The following is a 19,039-nucleotide window of genomic DNA, read 5'->3' as shown; positions in this document are numbered from 1 at the left end:
GCCTCGTTCCCCTCTCCCCGTCACTGGACCAGGTACGCTTCGATCTCGGCGAACTGGGTCAGGCGCACCGAGGTGCAGACCACGCGGAGCCGCTGAGCGAGCACCGGTTCGAAAGTGAAGGTCTGCACGGCGCCCGACGTCGGCGCCGGATAGTTGGTGTGCCGGCTGGCGACCACCCACCCGTTGCCCGCGTCCGCCTCGATCGTGAAGTTCCTGCAGAAGTTCCCGCCGCCGTCCGGGCGCGGATACAGGTCCACCCGGTTGACGTGATGCCTGCGCCGCAACGTCAGCTCGATCGCCTCGGTGTGGTCGACATCGTGGTTGGACCACGAACTCCAGCCGGGTAGGGCGCGGGTGCCGTCCACCGCCCATTTCGGCGCCCAGCCCCAGTCCTCCGGGGCCGAGCTGGTCGCGGTCGCCGTCGCGTCCAGCACCAGGTTCGCCGGTGGCGCGCCGCGCCCGGTCTGGTAGAGCTCGATCTCGGCGAGTTGCATGACGCGCAGGTTCAGGCCGGTGACCCGGACATGGTCGGTGAACCGCCCGCCGAACGACAGGCTGACCATGCCGGCGCCCGGACCGGCCGGGTTGTTCCGGGTCGCCACGGTGCGCCAGCCGCTGTGGGTCCACACCTCGACCGTGAGGTTCGCCGGGAACGACGTGCCGATGTTGGTCCCGTCGTTGCGCGGGTACAGGTCGATCCGGTTCACGTACCGCCAGGACGGCAGCAACAGGCTGATCGTCTCGGCGTGGTCGTTCTCCAGGTTCGACCAGGAACTCCAGCCGTTGCTGGCGTGGCTGGTGCGGTTACGGTCGATCGCCTGCCCCGGCGCGAACGTCTGCGCCGTGCTGGTCGCGCTGGCCTGGGCGTCCAGGGCGAGGTTCGGCGTCATGCCGCCACCGCCCAGTGCCGTCTTCGTCCAGTCCAGCGCGGCACTCCACCGGGCCGCCGGGGTGAACGCCGACCCGGTCGACCGGAGCAGCGAGTAGCGGCTCTTCGCGAAGCCCTCGTCGTAGAGGACGGCCAGATCGGTCTCGCGGCCGCCGGTGAAGTCACCGGCCACCAGCTTGGCGCGTGCCGGGTCGAACGTGTCCGCGCCGCCGCTCTGCCAGAACCGTTCGGCGGTCAGCCGATCGCCGTCGGAGAGCAGCCCGACGGCGGACGTGTCGCCGTTTCCGTGGTGCTGCACCAGGATCAGGTCCGCCTTGCCGGCCCCGGAGACGTTTCCGGCCAGCACGGTCGTACGGTCGAAGTCGAACCGGTCCGGCCCGCTGTCGAACCACTGTCGCGGCGGGTTCAGGGTGCTGCCGGTCGACGTCTGCACGAGGACCTTGAGCTGCCCGTTGCCGTTGTCCTGCACCCGGGCGACGTCGGCCTTGCCGTCGTCGTCGACATCCGCGACCCGCACCGCCGTCCGCGCGTACGTCGAGGTGGACGCTCCCGCGGTGGCCCACGCGGCCGGCGCGGCGAACGTGAACGACCCCCGGCCGGTGCTGGTCGACTCGAACACCCGAACCGACCAGCCGCCGTCCGCCTCGGGTCGCGCGATCACCAGGTCGGCCTTGCCGTCACCGGTCATGTCGGCGCCCGCGGACTGCATCGTCGTCAGGTCCCAGTCCGACGCGCCGGAGTCCCACATCGCCGGCAGCGCGAAGAGCGCGTTGCCGTTGGAGTGCAGCACCGAGGCGTCCACCCGGCCGCTCGCCGCGCTGCGCAGCAGCATGAAGTCGGAGTCGCCGTCACCGTCGTAGTCGCCGCCCACCAGCCGCGTCGCCGCCGCCGGATAGGCCGCACCGCCGTCGAACACCTGCACCGGGTCGAGCGAACCGGACCCGTCATGCTTGGACGCCGACATCCAGACCGTGGCCCGGCCGTCGGTGTCGCGCAGGTAGACCAGGTCGCTGCGCCCGTCGCCGGTGAGGTCGTCGGTCGCCGCCACCCGCTCGGTGGCCTGCGCGGCGAACCGGTACACCGCCATCGTGCCGGACATGCCCGCCTTGTTGCGCGAGCGTACGGTCAGGATGTTGGGCTCGGGGCCGGACGTGGCCGGCGACACCGGCGCCTGCGCGGTTCCGTCCGGACCGGCCGGCACCCACAGCGTCGGCGCGGTCGCGGTGCCGGCGCCGACCCCGACGAGGTAGCCCTCGATGTTGCGGTCGCCCTCGGCCGGCTTCAACGTGATCGTCACCGGCCGGCCCACCCCGGCGGTGTCCGGCGGGTCCGGTGGCAGCAGGCCCGTGGTGAGCGCCAGGTCGCCGCTGGTCACCACCGGGCCGCCCGGCAGCGAGTTACTGATCACGAACGTGCACCCGGGCGAGGTTCCGCCCTCGTGGTGTCCGTCCGTGCCGGACATCGACCAGCTGTAGGTCTGTCCGTCGGTGAACGCCGCGGCCGGGATCGTGGTGGTGAACTCGCCGCCGGGCGCCCGTGGGGAGTCCGGCGGCTGGTGTGCACCCGGAACGCCCTGCACGCGCCACTTCGCGGAGATGTTGTCGCCGTCCGCGTCGGTCAGTCGACCGCGCAGGGTGACGCCGTTGAGCGCGTTCACGTACAGCGGCTGGGCGGCACACGGTTGCCGCGGGTCGATCGACATGTCGTTCAGTCCCGGCGGCGACGGCGGATTGTTGAATTCCACGGTCAGCACCGCCGAGCCGGGCACGAACTTCTTCCAGCGGTTGGTGGTCGACTCGCCGCCGCCGTTGGAGTCCATCGCCGACAGGCCGACGGTGTAGGAGCCCCAGCCCCGGTCGGCCGGGCCGTACTGCAGGTCGCTCGCCAGCAGGTGGCCGAAGTACATGGTCGGGGTGTTCGGCGTGTAGCAGTCGTCCTTGTTGGCGGCCCCCGACTGGGTGTCCAGGTAGTGGTCGTATCCGGTCGCTCCCCACGGATTGCGGGGCGTCGACGCGATGGGCCCGGTGCGCCACAACGTCACCGGGGTCGCGCCGCAGGACCAGCTGTGCCACAGCACGATCCGCATGTTCGCCGAGATCACCCGCGTGCCGCGGATGTTCATCGGGAACTCCAGGAACGGCCGGTAGATCGCGCCGGACTCCGGGTCGCGGCCGGCGCGGATGGTGCCGGTCTCGTTGTTGCTGTCGTGGCTGTTCGAGTACGCCCAGCGGGACACGCCCGGCGGGATCGTCTGCGGGTCGATGAACAGCGGATAGGTGGCGGTCGTGAGGAGTGCCCGGTCCGGCACCAGCACGAGCCGTTTCCGGGTGACGCGCATCCCGACGTCGGCCTTGCGGGCGTGGTCGCCGGCCGCCTCCGCGGTCGACCCGGCGCCGTCCTCCCGCGCGCCGGCCGAGTCCCACATCGACGCGCCGGCCGACGTGAGCAGTGTCCTGCCGCCCCGGTCGGTGACCCGGAAGCCGTCCTTGATCGCCGTGACCCTCGCCGTGCCGCCGAACCGGAAGGTGACCTCGCGCAACGCCGGGTTCCTCGCGGCCTCGGCCGAGTGCACCACCAGCACGTAGGTGAAACCGGTGCCGGTCGCCCGGACCACCAGGTCGACGCCTTCGTAGACGCCCGGATAGGTCGCCGTGTCACCGTCGACGCGCGGGGCGGGCAGCGGCGCCGGCCAGGCCATCGTGAAGCGGTTGCCAGGCGCGTCCAGCGTCACCAGCGGATCAGCGCCGCCGCCGGAGAAGGTGACCGGAACCTTCGACACCGCGGGCGACCAGCCGCCGTCCTCGCGCCGCAGCGCCGGGTCGATGTCGGCCCACCGGTTGCCCCGCTTGACCCGCCGCGGCTCGGCCGACACCTCGCGGGTGAACGTGCCGTTCGGATTCGCGAACTCCCGGGTCGACTCGTTCGCGGCGGCCAGGTTCTCGATCGGCCGGCGGCAGGTCCGGGCCAGGTCCTCGGCCGCCTTCGCCCCGTCCGCGGCCAGCACGGCCGTCGGGCAGGACGGCGCCGCCTCCGCGGCGCCCACCGCCGGCAGCGTCAGCCCGGTTCCCACCAGGGCCAGACACAGAAAACTTCTTCGTACGCGCCATCGCCATTCGGCCACGTCACGTCCCCCTCCACGCCGCGCCGTCGTCATCGACGCGGATCATGGCAGGAGGCGCTGGCCCTACGCTGTCACGGCGCTGCCCGTACCGGCCCGTACCGTTCGTCGCCGTTGCCGAGGCGGTCCAGCTCGGCGAGGTACAGCGCCCGCATGCGGTCGAAATGCCGGACCAGCAGCAGAATCTCCTCCACCCGGTACCCCTCGACGAGCCGCTCCGCCTGCTCGGCGAACCGCTCGTACGGTCGCTCCACCTCGGCGGCCCGCTCCGGCCGCAGGGTGACGATCACCCGTCGCCGGTCCGCCGGGTCGCGTTCGGCCGTGACGTAGCCGGCCTGCTGGAGCCGGCGGAGCATGCTGGTCACGGCCCCGGTGGTGAGGTTGGTCCGTTCGGCGACCTGCCCCGCGGTGGCGGATCCGACGTCCGCCAGGAAGTCCAGGCACTCCAGGTCGCTCACGGTGAGGCCCAGCTGGTCCGCGATGGCGTACCGGAACACCATGGACAGGCGGGAGGTTTCCCGCCCGGCGCGCATGAGGTCGGCGATCGCGGACGTACGGGCCGGCTCGTCAGGCATGCCGCCATCATGCCTCTGGCACGGTGACCCGGTGCAGCCGAGGTAGCACCCGGGTCAGCACCCAGTGCGGTACGGCCGCTCCCCCGGTGAGGCGGCGCATCAGCCCGGCGGCGGTGTCGACGGCACGGAAGGCGTACGGCACCATCTCGTCCTGGTAGCCGGCGATCGCCTCCTCCACCGGCGTGCCGCCCGTTCGGGCCTCGACCAGCCGCCGGCCGAGCAGGGCGGCGTCGCGGAGTGCGGTGTTGCCGCCGTGCGCGCCGAACGGCGGCATGACGTGCACGGCGTCACCCATCATCGTCGCCCGCGGCACCGCCCACCGGTGCGGGCGCCGGCCGGTGGCGAAGAGGTTGAGGACGGTGGCGTCCACGTCGGCCGTGTCGACCAGCCGCCGGACGAGCGGGTGGAAGTCCGTGCTCATCCGGGCGGCCAGGTCGCGCAGCGCCGGCAGGTCACCGCGGACGCCGGTGGGCACGTCGTCCTGCCGGAGCAGCAGCCCCCACATGACGTAGTCGTCGGCGGTGGGCGCGTGGCTGTCCGGGGCCAGGCGGGCGAACGCCTCCCGCGGGTTCTCGCCGAACCGCATGGAGGTGAAGAAGAACGCGCGGCCCGGCCGGTCGGCGATGGCCAGGACCGCGCTGGTACGCAGGGCGTCCGGGATGATGCTCTCGCCGCCCGGCCGCAGGGGTGACCGGCCGTAGACGCCCGCCATCGGCGTGTTCGCCGGGCCCGCGTCCGGCATGAGCTGCGCGCGCAGTGCCGAGCCGACGCCGTCCGCGCCCACCACGACGGTCGCCGGGACGGCCTCCCCGTCGGCGAACCGCAGGCGCAGCCCGGCCGGGCCGCCACTGTCCACCGCGACGGCGGCCTTGCCGTAGTGGATGCGCCGGTCCAGCCCGGACATCAGGATCGACCGCAGGGTCAGCCGGTCGACCTGGCGGGTCGCGTACGGCTCGTCCTTGAACGTGACGGTGAAGGCGTTCCGCAGCCGGCTGTCCGTGAAGCGCAGGTGCCCGCCGGGCTCTTCGCCGGTGGCCAGCGCCAGCTGATGGAGCGTGCCGGGCAGGCTCTCGCGCAGCGCCTCCAGCCCGTACCGGTCGAGGATGATCCGGTAGCCCTGTCGCCGGACCGAGGGGTCCGGGTCCCGCTCGTAGACGTGCACGTCGATGCCGGCGCGCGTCAGGTACTGGGCGAGGCAGAGGCCGGAGAGGCCGGCACCGGCGATGGCCACCGTGAAGTCGGTCGATGTGCCCATGCGATTATCTTAATGACTAAGACGATTCTGACAACCCAGACCGGTGTAGAAGTCGACGTGCCGCCGCGCGGCCGCCGCCCAGGTGTGCGCGGCGGCCAGGTCCCGGCCCCGGCGGGTGCGGTCCGGGTCGGGTACGTCGATCGCAGCCCGCAGGGCGGCCGCCAGGGATACCGGATCGGTGCCGTAGCCGACCGCGGCGCCGAACACCTCGCGCAGCACCGGCAGGTCGCGGACCACCACCGGGGTGCCGGCGGCGAGCGCCTCCATCGCGGCCAGGCCGAAACCCTCGCGGGTGGACGGGAAGCCGAACGCGGCGGCGCCGGCCACCAGGGCCGGCAGCGCGTCGTGGTCGACCGGCCCGAGAACCCGCGGGGTGACGCCGAGTTCGGCGGCGCGCCGGTCCCACCGCTCGCGGTAGGCGCGGTAGTCGAACAACGTCTCGCCACCGGCGATCACCAGGTTCAGGCCGGGCCGGTCGTGCCGCAGCAGCGCGTACGCCTCCAGCAGGTCGAGCGAGCCCTTGCGCGGCTCGATCCCGCCGACGGCGAGCAGGTACGACCCGAGGCGGTCCCGCCACGCCGCCCGGGCCGGTGCCGCGGTCCCGGCGAAACGGTCCGCGTCCACGCCGTTCGCGATCACCGTCGGGGTCAGGCCCCAACCGGCGCGCACCTCCGCGGCGACCGCCGCGGAGACGCAGATGTGGGCGTACGGCCGCACGATCGCCCGCTCGTGGCACGCCGCCAGTTCCGGCGTGGTGAACTCGTCGAGGTGGTGCACGGTGCGCACGCACCGGTCGACGGCGTTGGCGCTGATGCAGTCCTGGGCGTGCACCACGTCGTAGCGGCCGGGCGTGAAGGCCTCCCGCAGGCAGGCGATCGAGCGCAGGATGCGCGGCCCGACACCCTCGCCGGGCACGTCCGGGAACGGCACCACCGCCAGGCGCACCCGGGGGTCGACGGCGCGGAAGAAGGCACCCCGGCCGAGCGTCCACACGGTGACGTCGTGCCCCAGTCCGGCCAGCGCCTCGGCCAGGGACAGGGTGTGCACCACCCCGCCCCGCGGCCGGGTCGAGTAGGTCAGCAGCGCGATCCTCACCGCTTCGTCCGGTAGCTGTCCGCGCGCAGCTCGTCGAGGTGGCTGAGCACCCGCCGGGCGGTGGCGATCTCCGCGGCCACGTCCAGTTCGGCGGTGGCCAGCCCGGCCTTGGCCCAGGTCCGGGCCAGGACGTTGCCGGCCGGGCCGACGACCTTGGCCTGACCGAGGAAGCGCATCCCGCCGACCGCCCCGGTCTGGTTGGCCGACACCACGACGATCTGGTTCTCCGCGGCGCGGGCGCAGTCGTACAGGTCGAACAGCCGGGACTGGCGGTCCTGGGCCAGTTTCGGCGCCTGGTTGGTGATGCTGGCCGGCCAGGCGGACAGGCAGGCGACGATCTGCGCGCCGTCCAGCGCCAGGCTGCGGGCCGACTCGGGGAACGTCTTGTCGTAGTCGATCAGCATGCCGATCCGGCCGACCGGGGTGTCGAACGCCGCGAACGTGTCGCCGGCCGCGTACACACTGCTCTCCGCGGCCGGCAGGTGCACCTTGCGGTGCCGGCCCAGCACGCCGTCGCCGGTGACGCAGACCGCCGCGTTGTAGCGCAGCTCGCCGTCCGCCTCGCAGTAGCCGACGCACACCACCAGGTCGCCGGCCAGCGCGGCGACCTGGTTCAGCACCGGGTCGTCGTGGGCGAACGCGGGCGGCAGCGCCGCCGGGTCGGGGTGGCGCAGGTCGGCCAGGTACCCGCCGAGCGCCGCGTCCGGCAGCACCAGCAGCCGGGCGCCGGCCGAGCGCGCGTCGGCCACCAGCTTGCCGATCCGGGCGAGGTCGTAGTCGAGGTCGCGGCCGAAGTGGGCCGCGGCGGCGGCGATCCGGGTGACGGCCATCCTCAGACCGTCGACAGCGCCGGGTACGCCTCCGGCCGGCGGTCCCGCAGGTGCCCCATCGAGCGGCGGGCCGCGGCGATCACCCCGGCCACCGGTACGTCGGCGACCGCCACCCCGGCCGCGGTGCCGGTGGTGGCCAGCACGTCGCCGCCCGGGTCGACCACCTTGGCGCTGCTGACGAAGCGCAGCGAGCCGAACGTGCCGGCCTGGTTGGCCGACAGCCAGACCACCTGGTTCTCCAGCGCCCGGGCCCGGTCGAACAGGTCGAAGCGGCGGGTCCAGCGGTCCTCGGCGAGGTCGGCGGGGGCGTCGGTGCGGCTGCCCGGCCACGCCGACACGCAGACGATGATCTCGGCGCCGTCCAGGGCCAGCATCCGGGCGGACTCCGGGAACGCCTTGTCGTAGCAGATCATCAGCCCGATCCGGCCGACCGGAGTGTCGAACGCCGCGAACGTGTCGCCGGAGGCGTAGCTGGCGTTCTCCCGAAGCGGCTGGTGCACCTTGCGGTGGTTGCCGAGCACCCGCCCGGCGCCGACGCAGACCACGCTGTTGTACCGGCGGTCGCCGTCGGCCTCGCAGTACCCGGCGCAGACCACCATGCTGCCGGCCAGTTCGACCAGGCGGGCGATCTCCGGAGAGTCCAGGCGCAGCGCGGGCGGCTGGTCGGCGCCGCCGTCGAGGTGGGCGAGATAACCGCCGAGGCAGGCCTCGGGAAGGGCGAGCAGGTGTACGCCGTCGGCGCGGGCCGACTCGATCAGCTTCTCGATGCGGGCGAAGTCGCCGTCCAGGTCGCGGTCGAACTCGTCGGCCACCGCGGCCATCCTGATCACCGTCATGCCGTCCCCAATCCCGTGACACCGGCGTCGATCGCGTCGGTGAGTTCGCCGTCCGGCCAGCGCAGCCGGACGCCCCGGCCGGCGGTGAGTTCGCCGCACCGGGCGGTGACCGCGGGCGCGGGCGCCGCGGTAGCCAGGTCCCCGGCGGTGACCATGGCGAAGCCCGGGAAACAGGTCAGCCAGTCCCCCGTCGTCGCGCCGGCCGGGCGCGGCACCCGGGCGACGTCGAGGATCGCCCCGCACCCGCCGGCCTCGGCGAGCATGCCGAGGGTCCCGGCGATGCCGGCCATCGAGACGTCCTTGGCGGCGGCTGGGCGGGCCGCCGCGACGAACGAGGTGAGCCGGCGCAGTTCCGCCGCACTGCGGTGGGTGGTCGAGTCCCACTGCCGGCCGTGGTGGCCGGGCCGCCAGCGCCCGCCGAGGTCGGCGGTCAGCCGGACCCGGTCGCCGGGCCGCCCGCCACCGCCGGGCACCGGGTGCGCGGTGCGCCCGAGCGCCGTCGCGGACAGGGCCGCGGGCACGCCGAGCTGGGTGTGCCCGCCGAGGATCGGGATCCCGTACGCGGCAGCACCGCGCCGGAGTCCGGCGAGGATCCGCGCGGCGAAGGCGGCGTCCCGGGCGCCGACCGCGTTGAGCAGGCCGACCGGTTCGGCGCCCATCGCCGCCAGGTCGTTGACGTTGACCAGCACCGCGCACCAGCCGGCCCAGTCCGGGTCACGTTCCACCATGGACGGCAGGATCGCGTCGCACGCGGCGACCAGGTCGGTGCCGGGCACCGGTGCGCCGTCGTCGCCGACGAAGCCGGTCCCGCCGGGCAGCAGGTCGCGCAGCAGCGGGCCGAGCGGATTCTTCGTGGCGGCGGCCAGGGCGGCGATCCGGCCGATCGGCCAGCGCATCAGGACGTGCGGGCGGCCGGCCACCGGCGCCCGGCGCACCGCCCGCCAGCCCAGGCGCCGGAACATCGGCTCGTGGCGGGACTGGACGGTGGCGTCGAAGCGCAGCGCCCCGGCGTTCTCGGCGTACGCGCAGGCGGCCCGGACCAGCGCCGGCCCGATGCCGCGCGCGCCGCGGACGGCGGGGTCGACGACCAGCCGGCTGCCGGCCCACCAGCCGATGTCCGGGCCGGCGCCGGCCGGGCCGACCCGGACCCCGCCGAGCACCGTGCCGTCCGGCGCCCGGGCCAGCAGCACCACGGTGCGCGGGTCGTCGTCGCGCTCGTCGGCGTCGGTGCGGTCGAACAGGCCCTGCTCGTCCACGAACACCCGCCGGCGCAACCGGCGGTAGTCGCGCTGGTCGGCGGCCGGCGAGATCTGGAACGACGCGGGCGGTGCACCGAGCAGGGCGGGGACGAGGTCGGTCATCCGCCGGCCGCCCGCAGCACGCCGCAGGCACCGCACGCGGCACAGCCGGCCTTCTGGTCGGCGCCGAGCATCCCCGCCGCGCGCAGCAGCGCGGCAACCCGTTCGGAGACGTCCCGCACCAGCGACGGCGGCGGTGCGGGGTGGCCGTCGCGGCGGGCCAGGGTGCCGGCCATCGGCCGGAACGGCACCACGAACGGGTAGACCCCGCGCCGGATCAGCCCGGCCGCCCCGGCGACCAGTTCGTCCGGGTCCTCGCCGAGGCCGATCAGCAGGTACGTGGACACCTGGTTGCGGCCGAACACCCGCACCGCGTGGTCCCAGGCGGCCTCGTACTCGGCCAGCGGGACGCTGCCCTTGCCGGGCATCCACCGCCGCCGTACCTCGTCGTCGAGGGACTCGGCGTGGATGCCGATCGACGACGCGCCGGCCGCCCGCAGGTCGTCCAGCACCGCCAGGTCGCCGGGCGGCTCGATCTGCACCTGGACCGGCAGGCCGGGTACCGCGCCGAGCACCGCCCGCACGGCGCGGACCAGGGTGCGCGCCCCGCGGTCCGGGCCCGCGGTGGTGCCGGTGGTCAGCACCATCTGGCGGACCCCGTCCAGGCGGACCGCCGCCTCGGCCACCTCGGCCAGCTGGGCCGGGGTCTTGGCGGCGACCGTGCTGCCGGTGCGCAGCGGCTCCTCGATGGTGCAGAACCGGCACCGCTGGTCCTCGGCGTACCGGATGCAGGTCTGCACCACGGTGGTGGCCAGCACGTCCGCGCCGTGCAGCCGGGCGATCTGCTCGTAGCGCACGCCGTCGGCGGTGGTCAGGTCGTAGAACCGGGGGCGGCGCACCACCTGCAGGGACAGGCCGGTGTCGGTGTCCCCGAGCCAGACCCGGTCGTCGCGGACCTCATACGGGCTGGCCGGATCGATCGGCAGGGCGGCGTTCGCGCCGTCGATGACCAGGTGCCCGTCGTCGCTGGGACCGGCCCCCGCGGGGCGGCGCACGGGTGTCGCCACCCGCACGCCGCGCACCGCCAGGTCGGATCGGAGATCGACGGACATTAGAACATGTAGGTCGAGTTGATGATGGCGCCCTTGCGGGCGTAGTGGATCAGCGCGTCCTGCACGTCGAGCGGGTGGGTCGGGATGACGCCGGCGATCAGGTCCTCCTCGCGGGCGCCGTGCAGGCTCAGGCCGAACCGGCAGCAGTACACCTTGCCGCCCTCGGCGATGAACGTGGCCAACGAGTTGTTGAGGTTGTGCTCGCCCGGGAACGCCGAGGTGCCGGTGGTCGGGAAGCCGCGGGTGGCCAGGCAGTTCAGCGACCCGGGGCCGTAGAAGTAGATGGCCGACTCGAAGCCCTTGCGCAGCGCCCGGGTGGCCTGCAGCACCGCGACGAAGCTGACCGACGACTCGTGCGCGATGCCGTGCACCAGGGTGAAGTAGCTCTGCCCCTCCTCGGCCTGGTAGTCGGGGAACACCTTGGTGCCGCCGTAGATGCTGGACCCGTCGGCGAGGGCCGGGTGCGGGATCTCGTCGAGGCTCTTCTGCTCGAGTTCGGTCAGGTCGGTCATGGCGGTCTCCTTCAGGCGTAGAGCTTGTCGAATGTGGAGCGGAAGACGGCGTCGGACAGTTCCCGGCCGGCGACGACGGCCCGCAGGCGGGCCGACTCCCCGGCGTGGTCCCCCCAGGGTTCGTCGCTGGCGAACAGCACCCGGTCGTGGCCGAGGCCGCGCCGGTCGATCTCCTCGGCGAGCCATCGGGGGGCGAACCCGATGGCCCAGGACAGGTCGGTGTAGACCTGTTTGCCGGCCGCGATCCAGTCGAAGAACCGCGAGCCGATCAGCTTGATGTGACCGCTCATGCCGCCGCCGAAGTGCACCAGGTGCACCTTGACGTGGTCGCCGTACCGGTCGACGAGCGTGCCGACCCGGTCGATGTCGGAGGCCGCGCCGGGCGAGGTGTGCACGTGCACCACCAGGTCGTGCTCGCGGGCGGCGGCGAAGATCGGTTCCAGGCCGGGATCGTCGGCGGTGCCGCCGAGCAGGAAGCTCAGCTTCAGCGCCCGGACGCCGTCCTCGCCGGCCAGGCGCAGCGCCCGGGCCGTCCGGGCGGCGTCGGCGGCCCGCGACGACACCCAGAGCCCACAGCGGATCCGGTCGTCGCGCTGCGCCGCCTCCACCACCAGGTCGTTGAGGGCGAACGCCACGTCCGGGTCGGGGACGCCGTAGTTCGGCAGGATCAGCGCCCGTTCGGTGCCCTCCGCGTCCAGGTCGGCGATCAGCTCGTCGATGGTGGCGCGGGCGGTCACGTCGGGGCGGACCGGCGGCCCGCCGTAGAACGGGTACGCGGGAAGCAGCCCGAGGTGGCGGTGTGCGTCGTTCATGCCGCGAGCCGGTCCAGCTCGGGGTAGGTCTCGGTGGGGGTGCCGGCCAACCAGCTGACCCCCTCGGTGACCTGGCGCCGGCGGGTGGCGGTGATCGCGGCGCAGAGGTGCTCGGCGTCGCGGGCCACGCCGGCGAACCGGCCCGACCCCCAGGTGTACTGCCAGGGCAGGCCCAGGAAGTACAGGCCCGGGCAGCTGGTCACGCCGCGCTCGTGGGTCGGGTAGCCGCGGCCGTCGAAGACCGGCACCTCGATCCAGCGGTGGTCGCGGTGGTACCCGGTGGCCCAGACCACCGCGGTGACGCCCTCGGCGGCCAGGTCGATCGCCCCGACCGGCGCGCCGGGCTGCCACACCGGGACGTACCGGGCCTCGGCCGGCGCGTCGATCCCCCGGCCGTCGATCCAGCGGTCGATGGCGTCCTTGATGCCGTCGGCGACCGCGTCGGCGTTGTCCAGGTCGGCACGGAGGCCGTCGCCGAACGTCACCGCCGGGCCGTCGACGGTGCGCAGCCGCCCGTACAGCCGCATGCCGTCGCGGGCGAACGCCCGCAGGTCGATGTCGCGGCCCCCGCCGCGCCCGGTCATGTAGTGGTTGGCCCGCAGCCGGACGGCGTCGGCGTCGGCGAACTCGTCGATGCCGCGGGCGTAGTGGCCCATGTCCTCCAGCCAGGCCAGCGTGTCGCGGCCCCGGTAACGCCGGGCGGCGCGCGGGGCACTGCCCACCGCCAGGTGCACCTGCCGCCCGGCCAGGTGCAGGTCCTCGGCGATCTGGCAGCCGGACTGCCCGGTGCCGACCACCAGCACGGCGCCGGGCGGCAACCGGTCCGGGGCGCGGTACTGCGAGGAGTGCAGCTGCACGACGCCGGCCGGCAGCCGCTCGGCGATCCGCGGCACCGCCGGATCGTGGTAGGGACCGGTCGCGACCACCACCTGGTCGGCGGTGCACGGACCGGCCGAGGTGGTGAGGTGGAAGACGCCGGTGGTGCTCCGGCGCAGCCGGGTCACCGTGACGCCCTCGGCCACCGGCGGTTCGAACGACGCGGCGTACCTCTCCAGATAGTCGACGACCTCGGCGCCGGCCATGAAACCGTCCGGGTCGTCGCCGTCGTACCGGAACCCCGGAAGCCGGCACTGCCAGTTCGGGGTGACCAGGCAGAACGAGTCCCAGCGCCGGTCCCGCCACTCGTGGCCGATCCGGTCGCGCTCGAAGACGACGTGGTCGACGCCGCGCTGCCGCAGGTACCAGCTCATCGACAGCCCGGCCTGGCCACCGCCGACGACGGCGACCGCGTGGTGCGCGCTCACGACCCTATCCCCTCGACCACGACGTCGCCGTCCGGGAACGCCGCGGCGTGCGCCTCGACCAGCGCGATCGAGCGGGAGGCGCTGCCGCAGGGGAAGCCGTACGCCGCCCGGACCCGGTCACCGGCGATCAGCAGGGCCTCCCGGCAGGTGGCCACGAACTCGTCGACCGGGTACGCCTGCCCGACGGCGAAGTAGTCCTCGACCACCGTCGAGGGCGAATAGATGCGCTGCGCGGGCCCGTCCGGCCAGCGCACCGACACGTACCGTTCCGGCATCGCGGCACCTCCGTCCGCCGCTCCCGGGAACCCCCGGTGTGCGGCTGGTGATGCGGCTCAGTCAAGGCACCGGCGGTTTCCCCGCGGTTTCCTCCGGAACAAGCAAGCGTTTAATACTCCTCACCACGGCCGGCCGGGCGGCCCGCCGGTGTTCCGGCCGCCGACCGGCGAACGTCCCGGATCACCCGGGCCAGCTCGTGCACGCCGCCGCGGATCCGGCCCTCGGACATCTGCGCGTACCCGAGGATCAGCGTGGCCGGCCGGTCCCGGCCGGTCCGGTAGTCGGTCAGGGCGCCCAGCGCGATCCCGGCCGCCCCGGCGGCCCGCCGGATCCCGGTCTCGTCGCCGGCCCCGGGCAGTTCGACGGTGACATGGAGCCCGGCCGCGATGCCGCAGACCCGCGCGCCCGGCAGGTCGGCGGCCAGCGCCTCGATCATCACGTCGCGGCGGGCGCGGTACCGCAGCCGCATCCGGCGCAGGTGCCGGTCCAGGTCGCCGCGTTCCAGGAAACGGGCGAACGCCAGCTGCTCGATCCGGGCGGTGCCCTGGTCGGACAGCATCCGCTCGTGCCGGATGTCCGCGGCGAGCGCGGCCGGCACGACCATCCAGCCGAGCCGCAGGGCCGGCGCGAGGACCTTGCTGGCCGTGCCGGCGTACACCACATGGTCGCGGTCCAGGCCCTGCAGCGCGCCCACCGCCGGCCGGTCGTAGCGGTACTCGGCGTCGTAGTCGTCCTCGATCGCGATCGCGTCGTGCCGCCGCAGCCAGGTGACCAGTTCGGCGCGGCGGCCCGGCGTGAGCACCACCCCGGTGGGGTGCTGGTGGGCCGGGGTGAGCACCACCGCCTGCACGTGCGCGGCGTCCAGCAGGTCGACCCGCAGGCCCCGGTCGTCGACCGGCACGCGCACCGGCTCGAGCCCGGCCCGCGCCACGATGTGGTCGTGGTCCCAGCTGCTCGGGTCCTCCAGCGCGATCCGCCGGGCGCCGCGGGCGGCCAGGGCGCGGCAGACCAGTCCGAGCCCCGGCAGATAGCCGTTGGTGACCACCACGCACGCCGGGTCGGCGACCACGCCGCGGACCCGACCCAGGTAACCGGCGATGCTCTCGCGCAGCGCGTCCACCCCGAACGGGTCGCCGTACCCCAGATCCGCCACGGTGATCTCGCCGACCGCGTCGCGCAGGCAACGGCTCCAGGCCTCGCGCGGAAACGCGGAGACGTCCGGCCGGGCCGGCCGGAAGTCGAAGCGGACCGGGGGCGTGGCGTCGGGCAACAGGGACCGTGGTGTTCCACTGGAGCGCTCCGGTGGAACACCACGGTCCTCCGCGGCGACCGGGCGGAACGGCCCGTCCGCGACCCGCGGCCGGGCGCCCTGCCGCAGCGCCAGGTAACCCTCCGCGGCGAGCTGGGCGTACGCGTCGGCGACCACCCTGCGCGAGCACCCGAGCTGCGCCGCCAGGTCACGGGTGGACGGCACCACGGTGGCGGGTCGCAGGCTGCCGTCCCGGATCGCGGTCCGCAGCTGCACCTCGATCTGCGTCCGCAGGGTGTCCGGCCGATCCCGCGAGACGGTCAGCAGCAGTTCCAACTGGACCCCTCTCTCGGCACCCCACTGGGCCTGTTCTCTGCACCAGTTACCGGCCAGCGTAGAGCCATGCTGTTCACCACGTCGGTCCTCGCCCGTCTGCCCCTCGCCGCGTTCAGTCTCGGCGTGCTCGTCCACGTCGAACACCTCACCGGCTCGTACACCGCCGCCGGGGCCGCCGCGGGCGCGCTCGCCGCCGCGCAGGGAGTGGGCGGCCCGCTGCTCGGCCGCCTGGTCGACCGGCACGGCCAGACCGCCGTGCTGCTCGGTTCGGCGTTGACCGCGGCGGCGGCGCTCGGCACCATCGCGGCGGTCCCCGACGACACCCCACTGGGTGTGCTGATGCTGCTGGCGGCGCTGATCGGGCTCGCCACCCCACCGGTCGGCGCCTGCCTGCGGACGCTCATCCCGCTGCTGCGGTCCGGCCCGGTCCAGCAACGTCGCGCGTACGCGGTGGACGCGGCCGCCACCGAACTGACCTGGATCGCCGGCCCGCCACTCGCCCTGGGCGGGGGAATCCTCGCCGGGTCCGACACCGCGCTGGCCGCGGCCGGACTGGTGCTCGTCCTCGCCACGACCCTGTTCGCGCTCTCCCCGGCCTCCCGGACCTGGCGGCCACCACCGGTCACCCGCAGCCGCGGCACCGCCCTGGCCTCGCCGGCGCTCCGCGTGCTGGTGGCCGTCCTGGGCGGGGTGGGCGTTCTGTTCGGCGCCACCGAGGTGGCGACGACCGCGGCGGCCGGCCCGGCGGCCGGTCTCCTGCTCGGCCTCTGGGGCGCCGGTTCGCTGGCCGGCGGCGTGGTGGCGGCCCGGCTCGGTGGCGGCGCGGCGGCCGGCCGCGGCTTCACCCGGTTGCTGGCCGCGCTGGGCGCCGGGCACCTGCTGCTGGTCGCGGCGTCGGCCACGCCGCTCTCGTTCGCGGTGGCGATGGTGGTCGCCGGCTCGCTGATCGCGCCGATCCTGGCCAGCTCGTACGCCCTGGTCGGCGGCGCCGCGCCGGCCGGCACCAGCACCGAGGCGTTCGCCTGGCTGGCCACCGCGACCGCGGTCGGTACGTCGATCGGCGCCGCCGCCGGGGGCGCGCTGGTCGACGTGGCCGGGCCGGGCGCCGCGTTCACTCTGGCCGGCGCCGCGGCGTTGCTGGCCGCCGCGCTGTCGGCCGCGCGTCTCCCACCGGCCGAGGGTCCGCCGGCGACCGCGGATCCCGCGCCACCCGGGCCGGGTGGGCACCGTGCCGTGCTCGGTCCGGAACAGCCGTTGCAGTGGCCGCGGGAGCCGATCGGCCATCCGCAGAACCTCGGCGAGGACGCCGGGCGCCGCGCCGCCCTACCCGCCTAGCGCCTTCGCCGCCATGGGTACGAACCGGTCCAGCGCGTACCGGATGCTGACCGCGGTGCCGATCGCGAACGCGCCGGCCAGGTCGGCGTCGTCGACGATGAGCAGCCGGCCCGACCGCGCCGACGGGAGACCGTTCAGCGCCCGGTCGGCACGCAACCCGGTGCCGTCGCCGAACACCACGGTCAGGTCGGCGTCCAGCCAGGACGGGTCCGTACGCGAGAGCACGGTGTGGAATTTCGGGTCCGGGTACGTGTCGGGCGCGGTGTGCTCGATCCGCCCGGCATTGCGGAAGCCGATCATCTCGAGCAGCCGGACGCGGTCGTCGCGGCGGATGTAGGCGTGGTACCTGTCGCCCGCCGCCACCGCCACGCTCACCGTCCGGCCGGCGAACCCCGGGTTGTCCCGCCGGACCGCTGCGATCGCCGCCTCGGTGCCGGCCACCAGACGGCGACCGTCGTCCCACCGGGCGCACGCGGCGGCGATGATCGTCGTCTGCTCCTGCCAGGTGGTGTCGTAGGGCGCGCGGCCGCGCCAGGTGACCGGAACCGCCGGGTCGGGCACCGCCGGCGCCACCTCGTTCAGCCGCGCCCAGGCCGCCCGGTCCGGCGCCACCATCCTGGTCGCCGTCACCAGGTCCGGGGTGACCGCCGCGACCGCCGCCACGTCGATCCCGGCCCCGGTGAGGACGGTCGGGCTGAGACCGCCCAGTGCCGGCCGTGACCACGGACCGACACCCGGCGGCCAGACCCCCACCCAGTCGTGCACCACCACCGGTCGCACGCCGAGCGCGAGCAGCACATCCGCGTCGCCCCGGCCGAGGGCGGCGACCCGCTCCGGCCGCGCCGGGATGACGGTGGCGCCGTACCGGTGCTCGACCGGGTTGGGGAACGGCGGTCCGGGCGTGCCGTCACCGCCCGCGACGGACGGGTGATGCTCGTCGGCCCCGCATCCGCCGACCGCGGCGCCGGCCAGCACGCCGAACCCGCCGGTGAGCAGCAGCCGACGGGAGATCGTACGAGGGGTCGCCGGCATGGCGCCCATCCTGGTCGGCCGGGACAACCGCGGGGGCATCGCGGCCGGCCGCCGGTGCGGCGCGCGCCGGGTAGCATCGGTCCCGTCCTGCCGCTCGTGTCGATGTCGAGGTGATCACGGTGCACCCGGTCTAGTGACGGCCCCGTCCCGGGGCTGCACGGAGCCGAAAGGTGCCCGTATGAGCAGGACTGACAAGATCCGACCACGGTGGGTCCGGATGGCCGACAAGCCGGGCGTGACGGCCGTTGCCGTGCACGACCACCGGTTCGGACCGTGCACGTTGCCGGGCACGATCAGCGCCGACACCGTGACGACCGGTGCACCGCACGGACGCTGTTACTGGAGCGCCGGCGGATATCACGTGCTCGGATGCGACGGCGGCAGCTGCAGCCGCGAACGGCAGGTCTTCCGGCGCCGGGCCAATCGCCGGGACCGTTACCGGGTGCGGCGTGCGCTTCGCGCGTACCGCGACGAGGACTGAGCCTCGGGACGGAATCCGGATCAGATCGGCAGGGCACGCTTGTCCGGCTTGCCGCTGGGCGTGACCGGCACCCGGTCGATCATCCGGACCCGTCGCGGCACGGCCGCCTCGCCCCGCGACTCGGCGACCAGCCGGCGCAGTGCCGAGGCGTCCGGCGCACGACCGCCGGCCGGCACGACATAGGCGTGTACGGCCTCCCCGGTGACGTCGTCGGGCCGGCTGACCACGTAGGCCTCGGCCACGGTGGAGTCGGCGGCCAGCACCCGGACGAACAGTTCGCCCCTGCGGCGAGCGAGACGCGGTTCGCGTCACGCACCCGCCGGCCTCTCGGGGCCGTCCGAGAGCCGACGTCCGCAACAACGTTGAAACTACCGGCCATGGCCCGAAACTCTCGCTTGATGAAACTGTAATTTTCTGTAAACCTGAACCCATCGAAGATTGTGAACGTTCACAACGCTTCGATACACCCCCAAAACTGGACAGAACGCGCCGCTATCCCCCCGATCGTTGACGCCGCCTCGACCCTCACCAACCCGCCATGAGCCGAGACGGTCCTTGCCGGCAACGACCCATCCCCGTCGCCCGGAGGTGCACCTCAACCCACCGAGCTGAGCGCTCTTGGCCACCACCACTCCACCGGCCGCGGTGGCGGAGCCGCTCACCGTCAGCGGGCTTTTGCCCGTCTTGTGCAAGA

At 74.2% G+C, this 19,039-nt stretch carries 17 protein-coding genes; 2 read left to right on the top strand and 15 right to left on the bottom strand.

Annotated features, from left to right (window positions below; all coding sequences use genetic code 11):
• Nucleotides 1-20: 20 nt before the first annotated feature.
• The 13 genes from LDL48_RS44730 to pdxR all read right to left on the bottom strand — a co-directional run bounded on the left by LDL48_RS44730 (nucleotide 21) and on the right by pdxR (nucleotide 15,497).
• Nucleotides 21-3,959 (bottom strand): discoidin domain-containing protein, encoded by a 3,939-nt coding sequence (locus tag LDL48_RS44730; protein WP_225258605.1) that lies wholly within the window; start codon nucleotides 3,957-3,959, stop codon nucleotides 21-23.
• Nucleotides 3,960-4,081: 122 nt separating this feature from the next.
• The gene (locus LDL48_RS30670) at nucleotides 4,082-4,582 is read right to left on the bottom strand and encodes a MarR family winged helix-turn-helix transcriptional regulator (RefSeq protein WP_225258604.1); all 501 of its coding nucleotides are present in this window, start codon (nucleotides 4,580-4,582) and stop codon (nucleotides 4,082-4,084) included.
• A 7-nt stretch (nucleotides 4,583-4,589) separates the two neighbouring features.
• Entirely contained in the window at nucleotides 4,590-5,837 is a 1,248-nt protein-coding gene (locus LDL48_RS30665; RefSeq protein WP_225258603.1) for an FAD-dependent oxidoreductase, read from the bottom strand.
• 9 nt (nucleotides 5,838-5,846) lie between these two features.
• The gene (locus LDL48_RS30660; RefSeq protein WP_225258602.1) at nucleotides 5,847-6,932 is read right to left on the bottom strand and encodes an MSMEG_0565 family glycosyltransferase; all 1,086 of its coding nucleotides are present in this window, start codon (nucleotides 6,930-6,932) and stop codon (nucleotides 5,847-5,849) included.
• Complete coding sequence (locus tag LDL48_RS30655) at nucleotides 6,929-7,762, bottom strand: carbon-nitrogen hydrolase family protein (protein ID WP_225258601.1); 834 nt, start codon at nucleotides 7,760-7,762, stop codon at nucleotides 6,929-6,931. The genes LDL48_RS30660 and LDL48_RS30655 overlap by 4 nt, the downstream gene beginning before the upstream one ends.
• Nucleotides 7,763-7,764: 2 nt before the next feature.
• Nucleotides 7,765-8,598, bottom strand: a complete 834-nt coding sequence (locus LDL48_RS30650) for a carbon-nitrogen hydrolase family protein (RefSeq protein WP_225258600.1) — start codon at nucleotides 8,596-8,598, stop codon at nucleotides 7,765-7,767.
• Nucleotides 8,595-9,959, bottom strand: coding sequence for an MSMEG_0567/sll0787 family protein (locus tag LDL48_RS30645; protein WP_225258599.1), 1,365 nt, complete (start codon nucleotides 9,957-9,959; stop codon nucleotides 8,595-8,597). The genes LDL48_RS30650 and LDL48_RS30645 overlap by 4 nt, the downstream gene beginning before the upstream one ends.
• Complete coding sequence (locus tag LDL48_RS30640) at nucleotides 9,956-11,008, bottom strand: MSMEG_0568 family radical SAM protein (protein ID WP_225258598.1); 1,053 nt, start codon at nucleotides 11,006-11,008, stop codon at nucleotides 9,956-9,958. Before LDL48_RS30640 ends, LDL48_RS30645 begins: the two co-directional genes overlap by 4 nt.
• Nucleotides 11,008-11,520, bottom strand: a complete 513-nt coding sequence (locus tag LDL48_RS30635; RefSeq protein WP_225258597.1) for an MSMEG_0572/Sll0783 family nitrogen starvation response protein — start codon at nucleotides 11,518-11,520, stop codon at nucleotides 11,008-11,010. Before LDL48_RS30635 ends, LDL48_RS30640 begins: the two co-directional genes overlap by 1 nt.
• 11 nt (nucleotides 11,521-11,531) lie before the next feature.
• Nucleotides 11,532-12,332, bottom strand: coding sequence for an amidohydrolase family protein (locus LDL48_RS30630; RefSeq protein ID WP_225258596.1), 801 nt, complete (start codon nucleotides 12,330-12,332; stop codon nucleotides 11,532-11,534).
• Nucleotides 12,329-13,636: an MSMEG_0569 family flavin-dependent oxidoreductase gene (locus tag LDL48_RS30625; protein WP_225258595.1), complete on the bottom strand. Its 1,308-nt coding sequence runs from the start codon at nucleotides 13,634-13,636 to the stop codon at nucleotides 12,329-12,331. Before LDL48_RS30625 ends, LDL48_RS30630 begins: the two co-directional genes overlap by 4 nt.
• Nucleotides 13,633-13,911, bottom strand: coding sequence for an MSMEG_0570 family nitrogen starvation response protein (locus LDL48_RS30620; RefSeq protein ID WP_225258594.1), 279 nt, complete (start codon nucleotides 13,909-13,911; stop codon nucleotides 13,633-13,635). Before LDL48_RS30620 ends, LDL48_RS30625 begins: the two co-directional genes overlap by 4 nt.
• Before the next feature lie 110 nt (nucleotides 13,912-14,021).
• Nucleotides 14,022-15,497, bottom strand: coding sequence for a MocR-like pyridoxine biosynthesis transcription factor PdxR (gene pdxR / locus LDL48_RS30615; RefSeq protein WP_225258593.1), 1,476 nt, complete (start codon nucleotides 15,495-15,497; stop codon nucleotides 14,022-14,024).
• A gap of 66 nt (nucleotides 15,498-15,563) precedes the next feature.
• Between pdxR and LDL48_RS30610 the strand changes: the two genes are divergently transcribed.
• Nucleotides 15,564-16,832, top strand: a complete 1,269-nt coding sequence (locus tag LDL48_RS30610; protein ID WP_225258592.1) for an MFS transporter — start codon at nucleotides 15,564-15,566, stop codon at nucleotides 16,830-16,832.
• Here the strand turns inward: LDL48_RS30610 and LDL48_RS30605 are convergent.
• On the bottom strand, nucleotides 16,821-17,864 hold the full coding sequence (locus LDL48_RS30605; RefSeq protein ID WP_225258591.1) for an ABC transporter substrate-binding protein: 1,044 nt from the start codon (nucleotides 17,862-17,864) through the stop codon (nucleotides 16,821-16,823). The genes LDL48_RS30610 and LDL48_RS30605 overlap by 12 nt on opposite strands.
• A 178-nt stretch (nucleotides 17,865-18,042) precedes the next feature.
• On the opposite strand from LDL48_RS30605, the gene LDL48_RS30600 reads away from it, so the two are divergent.
• Nucleotides 18,043-18,345 (top strand): hypothetical protein, encoded by a 303-nt coding sequence (locus tag LDL48_RS30600; RefSeq protein WP_225258590.1) that lies wholly within the window; start codon nucleotides 18,043-18,045, stop codon nucleotides 18,343-18,345.
• Between the two features lie 20 nt (nucleotides 18,346-18,365).
• Here the strand turns inward: LDL48_RS30600 and LDL48_RS30595 are convergent, their stop codons facing one another.
• Nucleotides 18,366-18,608, bottom strand: a complete 243-nt coding sequence (locus LDL48_RS30595) for an AMP-binding enzyme (RefSeq protein WP_225258589.1) — start codon at nucleotides 18,606-18,608, stop codon at nucleotides 18,366-18,368.
• Between the last annotated feature and the right edge of the window lie 431 nt (nucleotides 18,609-19,039).

The sequence above is a fragment of the Jidongwangia harbinensis genome (assembly GCF_020216025.1).
Classification (GTDB): domain Bacteria; phylum Actinomycetota; class Actinomycetes; order Mycobacteriales; family Micromonosporaceae; genus Actinoplanes; species Actinoplanes harbinensis.
This window is presented reverse-complemented; position numbering and strand designations above follow the sequence as displayed.

What these genes read in the sequence shown, in the direction of transcription:
- LDL48_RS30670 (WP_225258604.1), bottom strand. Translation starts at nt 4,582, where the DNA reads ATGCCTGACGAGCCGGCCCGTACGTCCGCGATCGCCGACCTCATGCGC.
- LDL48_RS30665 (WP_225258603.1), bottom strand. Translation starts at nt 5,837, where the DNA reads ATGGGCACATCGACCGACTTCACGGTGGCCATCGCCGGTGCCGGCCTC.
- LDL48_RS30655 (WP_225258601.1), bottom strand. Translation starts at nt 7,762, where the DNA reads ATGGCCGTCACCCGGATCGCCGCCGCCGCGGCCCACTTCGGCCGCGAC.
- LDL48_RS30650 (WP_225258600.1), bottom strand. Translation starts at nt 8,598, where the DNA reads ATGACGGTGATCAGGATGGCCGCGGTGGCCGACGAGTTCGACCGCGAC.
- LDL48_RS30645 (WP_225258599.1), bottom strand. Translation starts at nt 9,959, where the DNA reads ATGACCGACCTCGTCCCCGCCCTGCTCGGTGCACCGCCCGCGTCGTTC.
- LDL48_RS30640 (WP_225258598.1), bottom strand. Translation starts at nt 11,008, where the DNA reads ATGTCCGTCGATCTCCGATCCGACCTGGCGGTGCGCGGCGTGCGGGTG.
- LDL48_RS30635 (WP_225258597.1), bottom strand. Translation starts at nt 11,520, where the DNA reads ATGACCGACCTGACCGAACTCGAGCAGAAGAGCCTCGACGAGATCCCG.
- LDL48_RS30630 (WP_225258596.1), bottom strand. Translation starts at nt 12,332, where the DNA reads ATGAACGACGCACACCGCCACCTCGGGCTGCTTCCCGCGTACCCGTTC.
- LDL48_RS30620 (WP_225258594.1), bottom strand. Translation starts at nt 13,911, where the DNA reads ATGCCGGAACGGTACGTGTCGGTGCGCTGGCCGGACGGGCCCGCGCAG.
- LDL48_RS30610 (WP_225258592.1), top strand. Translation starts at nt 15,564, where the DNA reads ATGCTGTTCACCACGTCGGTCCTCGCCCGTCTGCCCCTCGCCGCGTTC.
- LDL48_RS30605 (WP_225258591.1), bottom strand. Translation starts at nt 17,864, where the DNA reads ATGCCGGCGACCCCTCGTACGATCTCCCGTCGGCTGCTGCTCACCGGC.
- LDL48_RS30600 (WP_225258590.1), top strand. Translation starts at nt 18,043, where the DNA reads ATGAGCAGGACTGACAAGATCCGACCACGGTGGGTCCGGATGGCCGAC.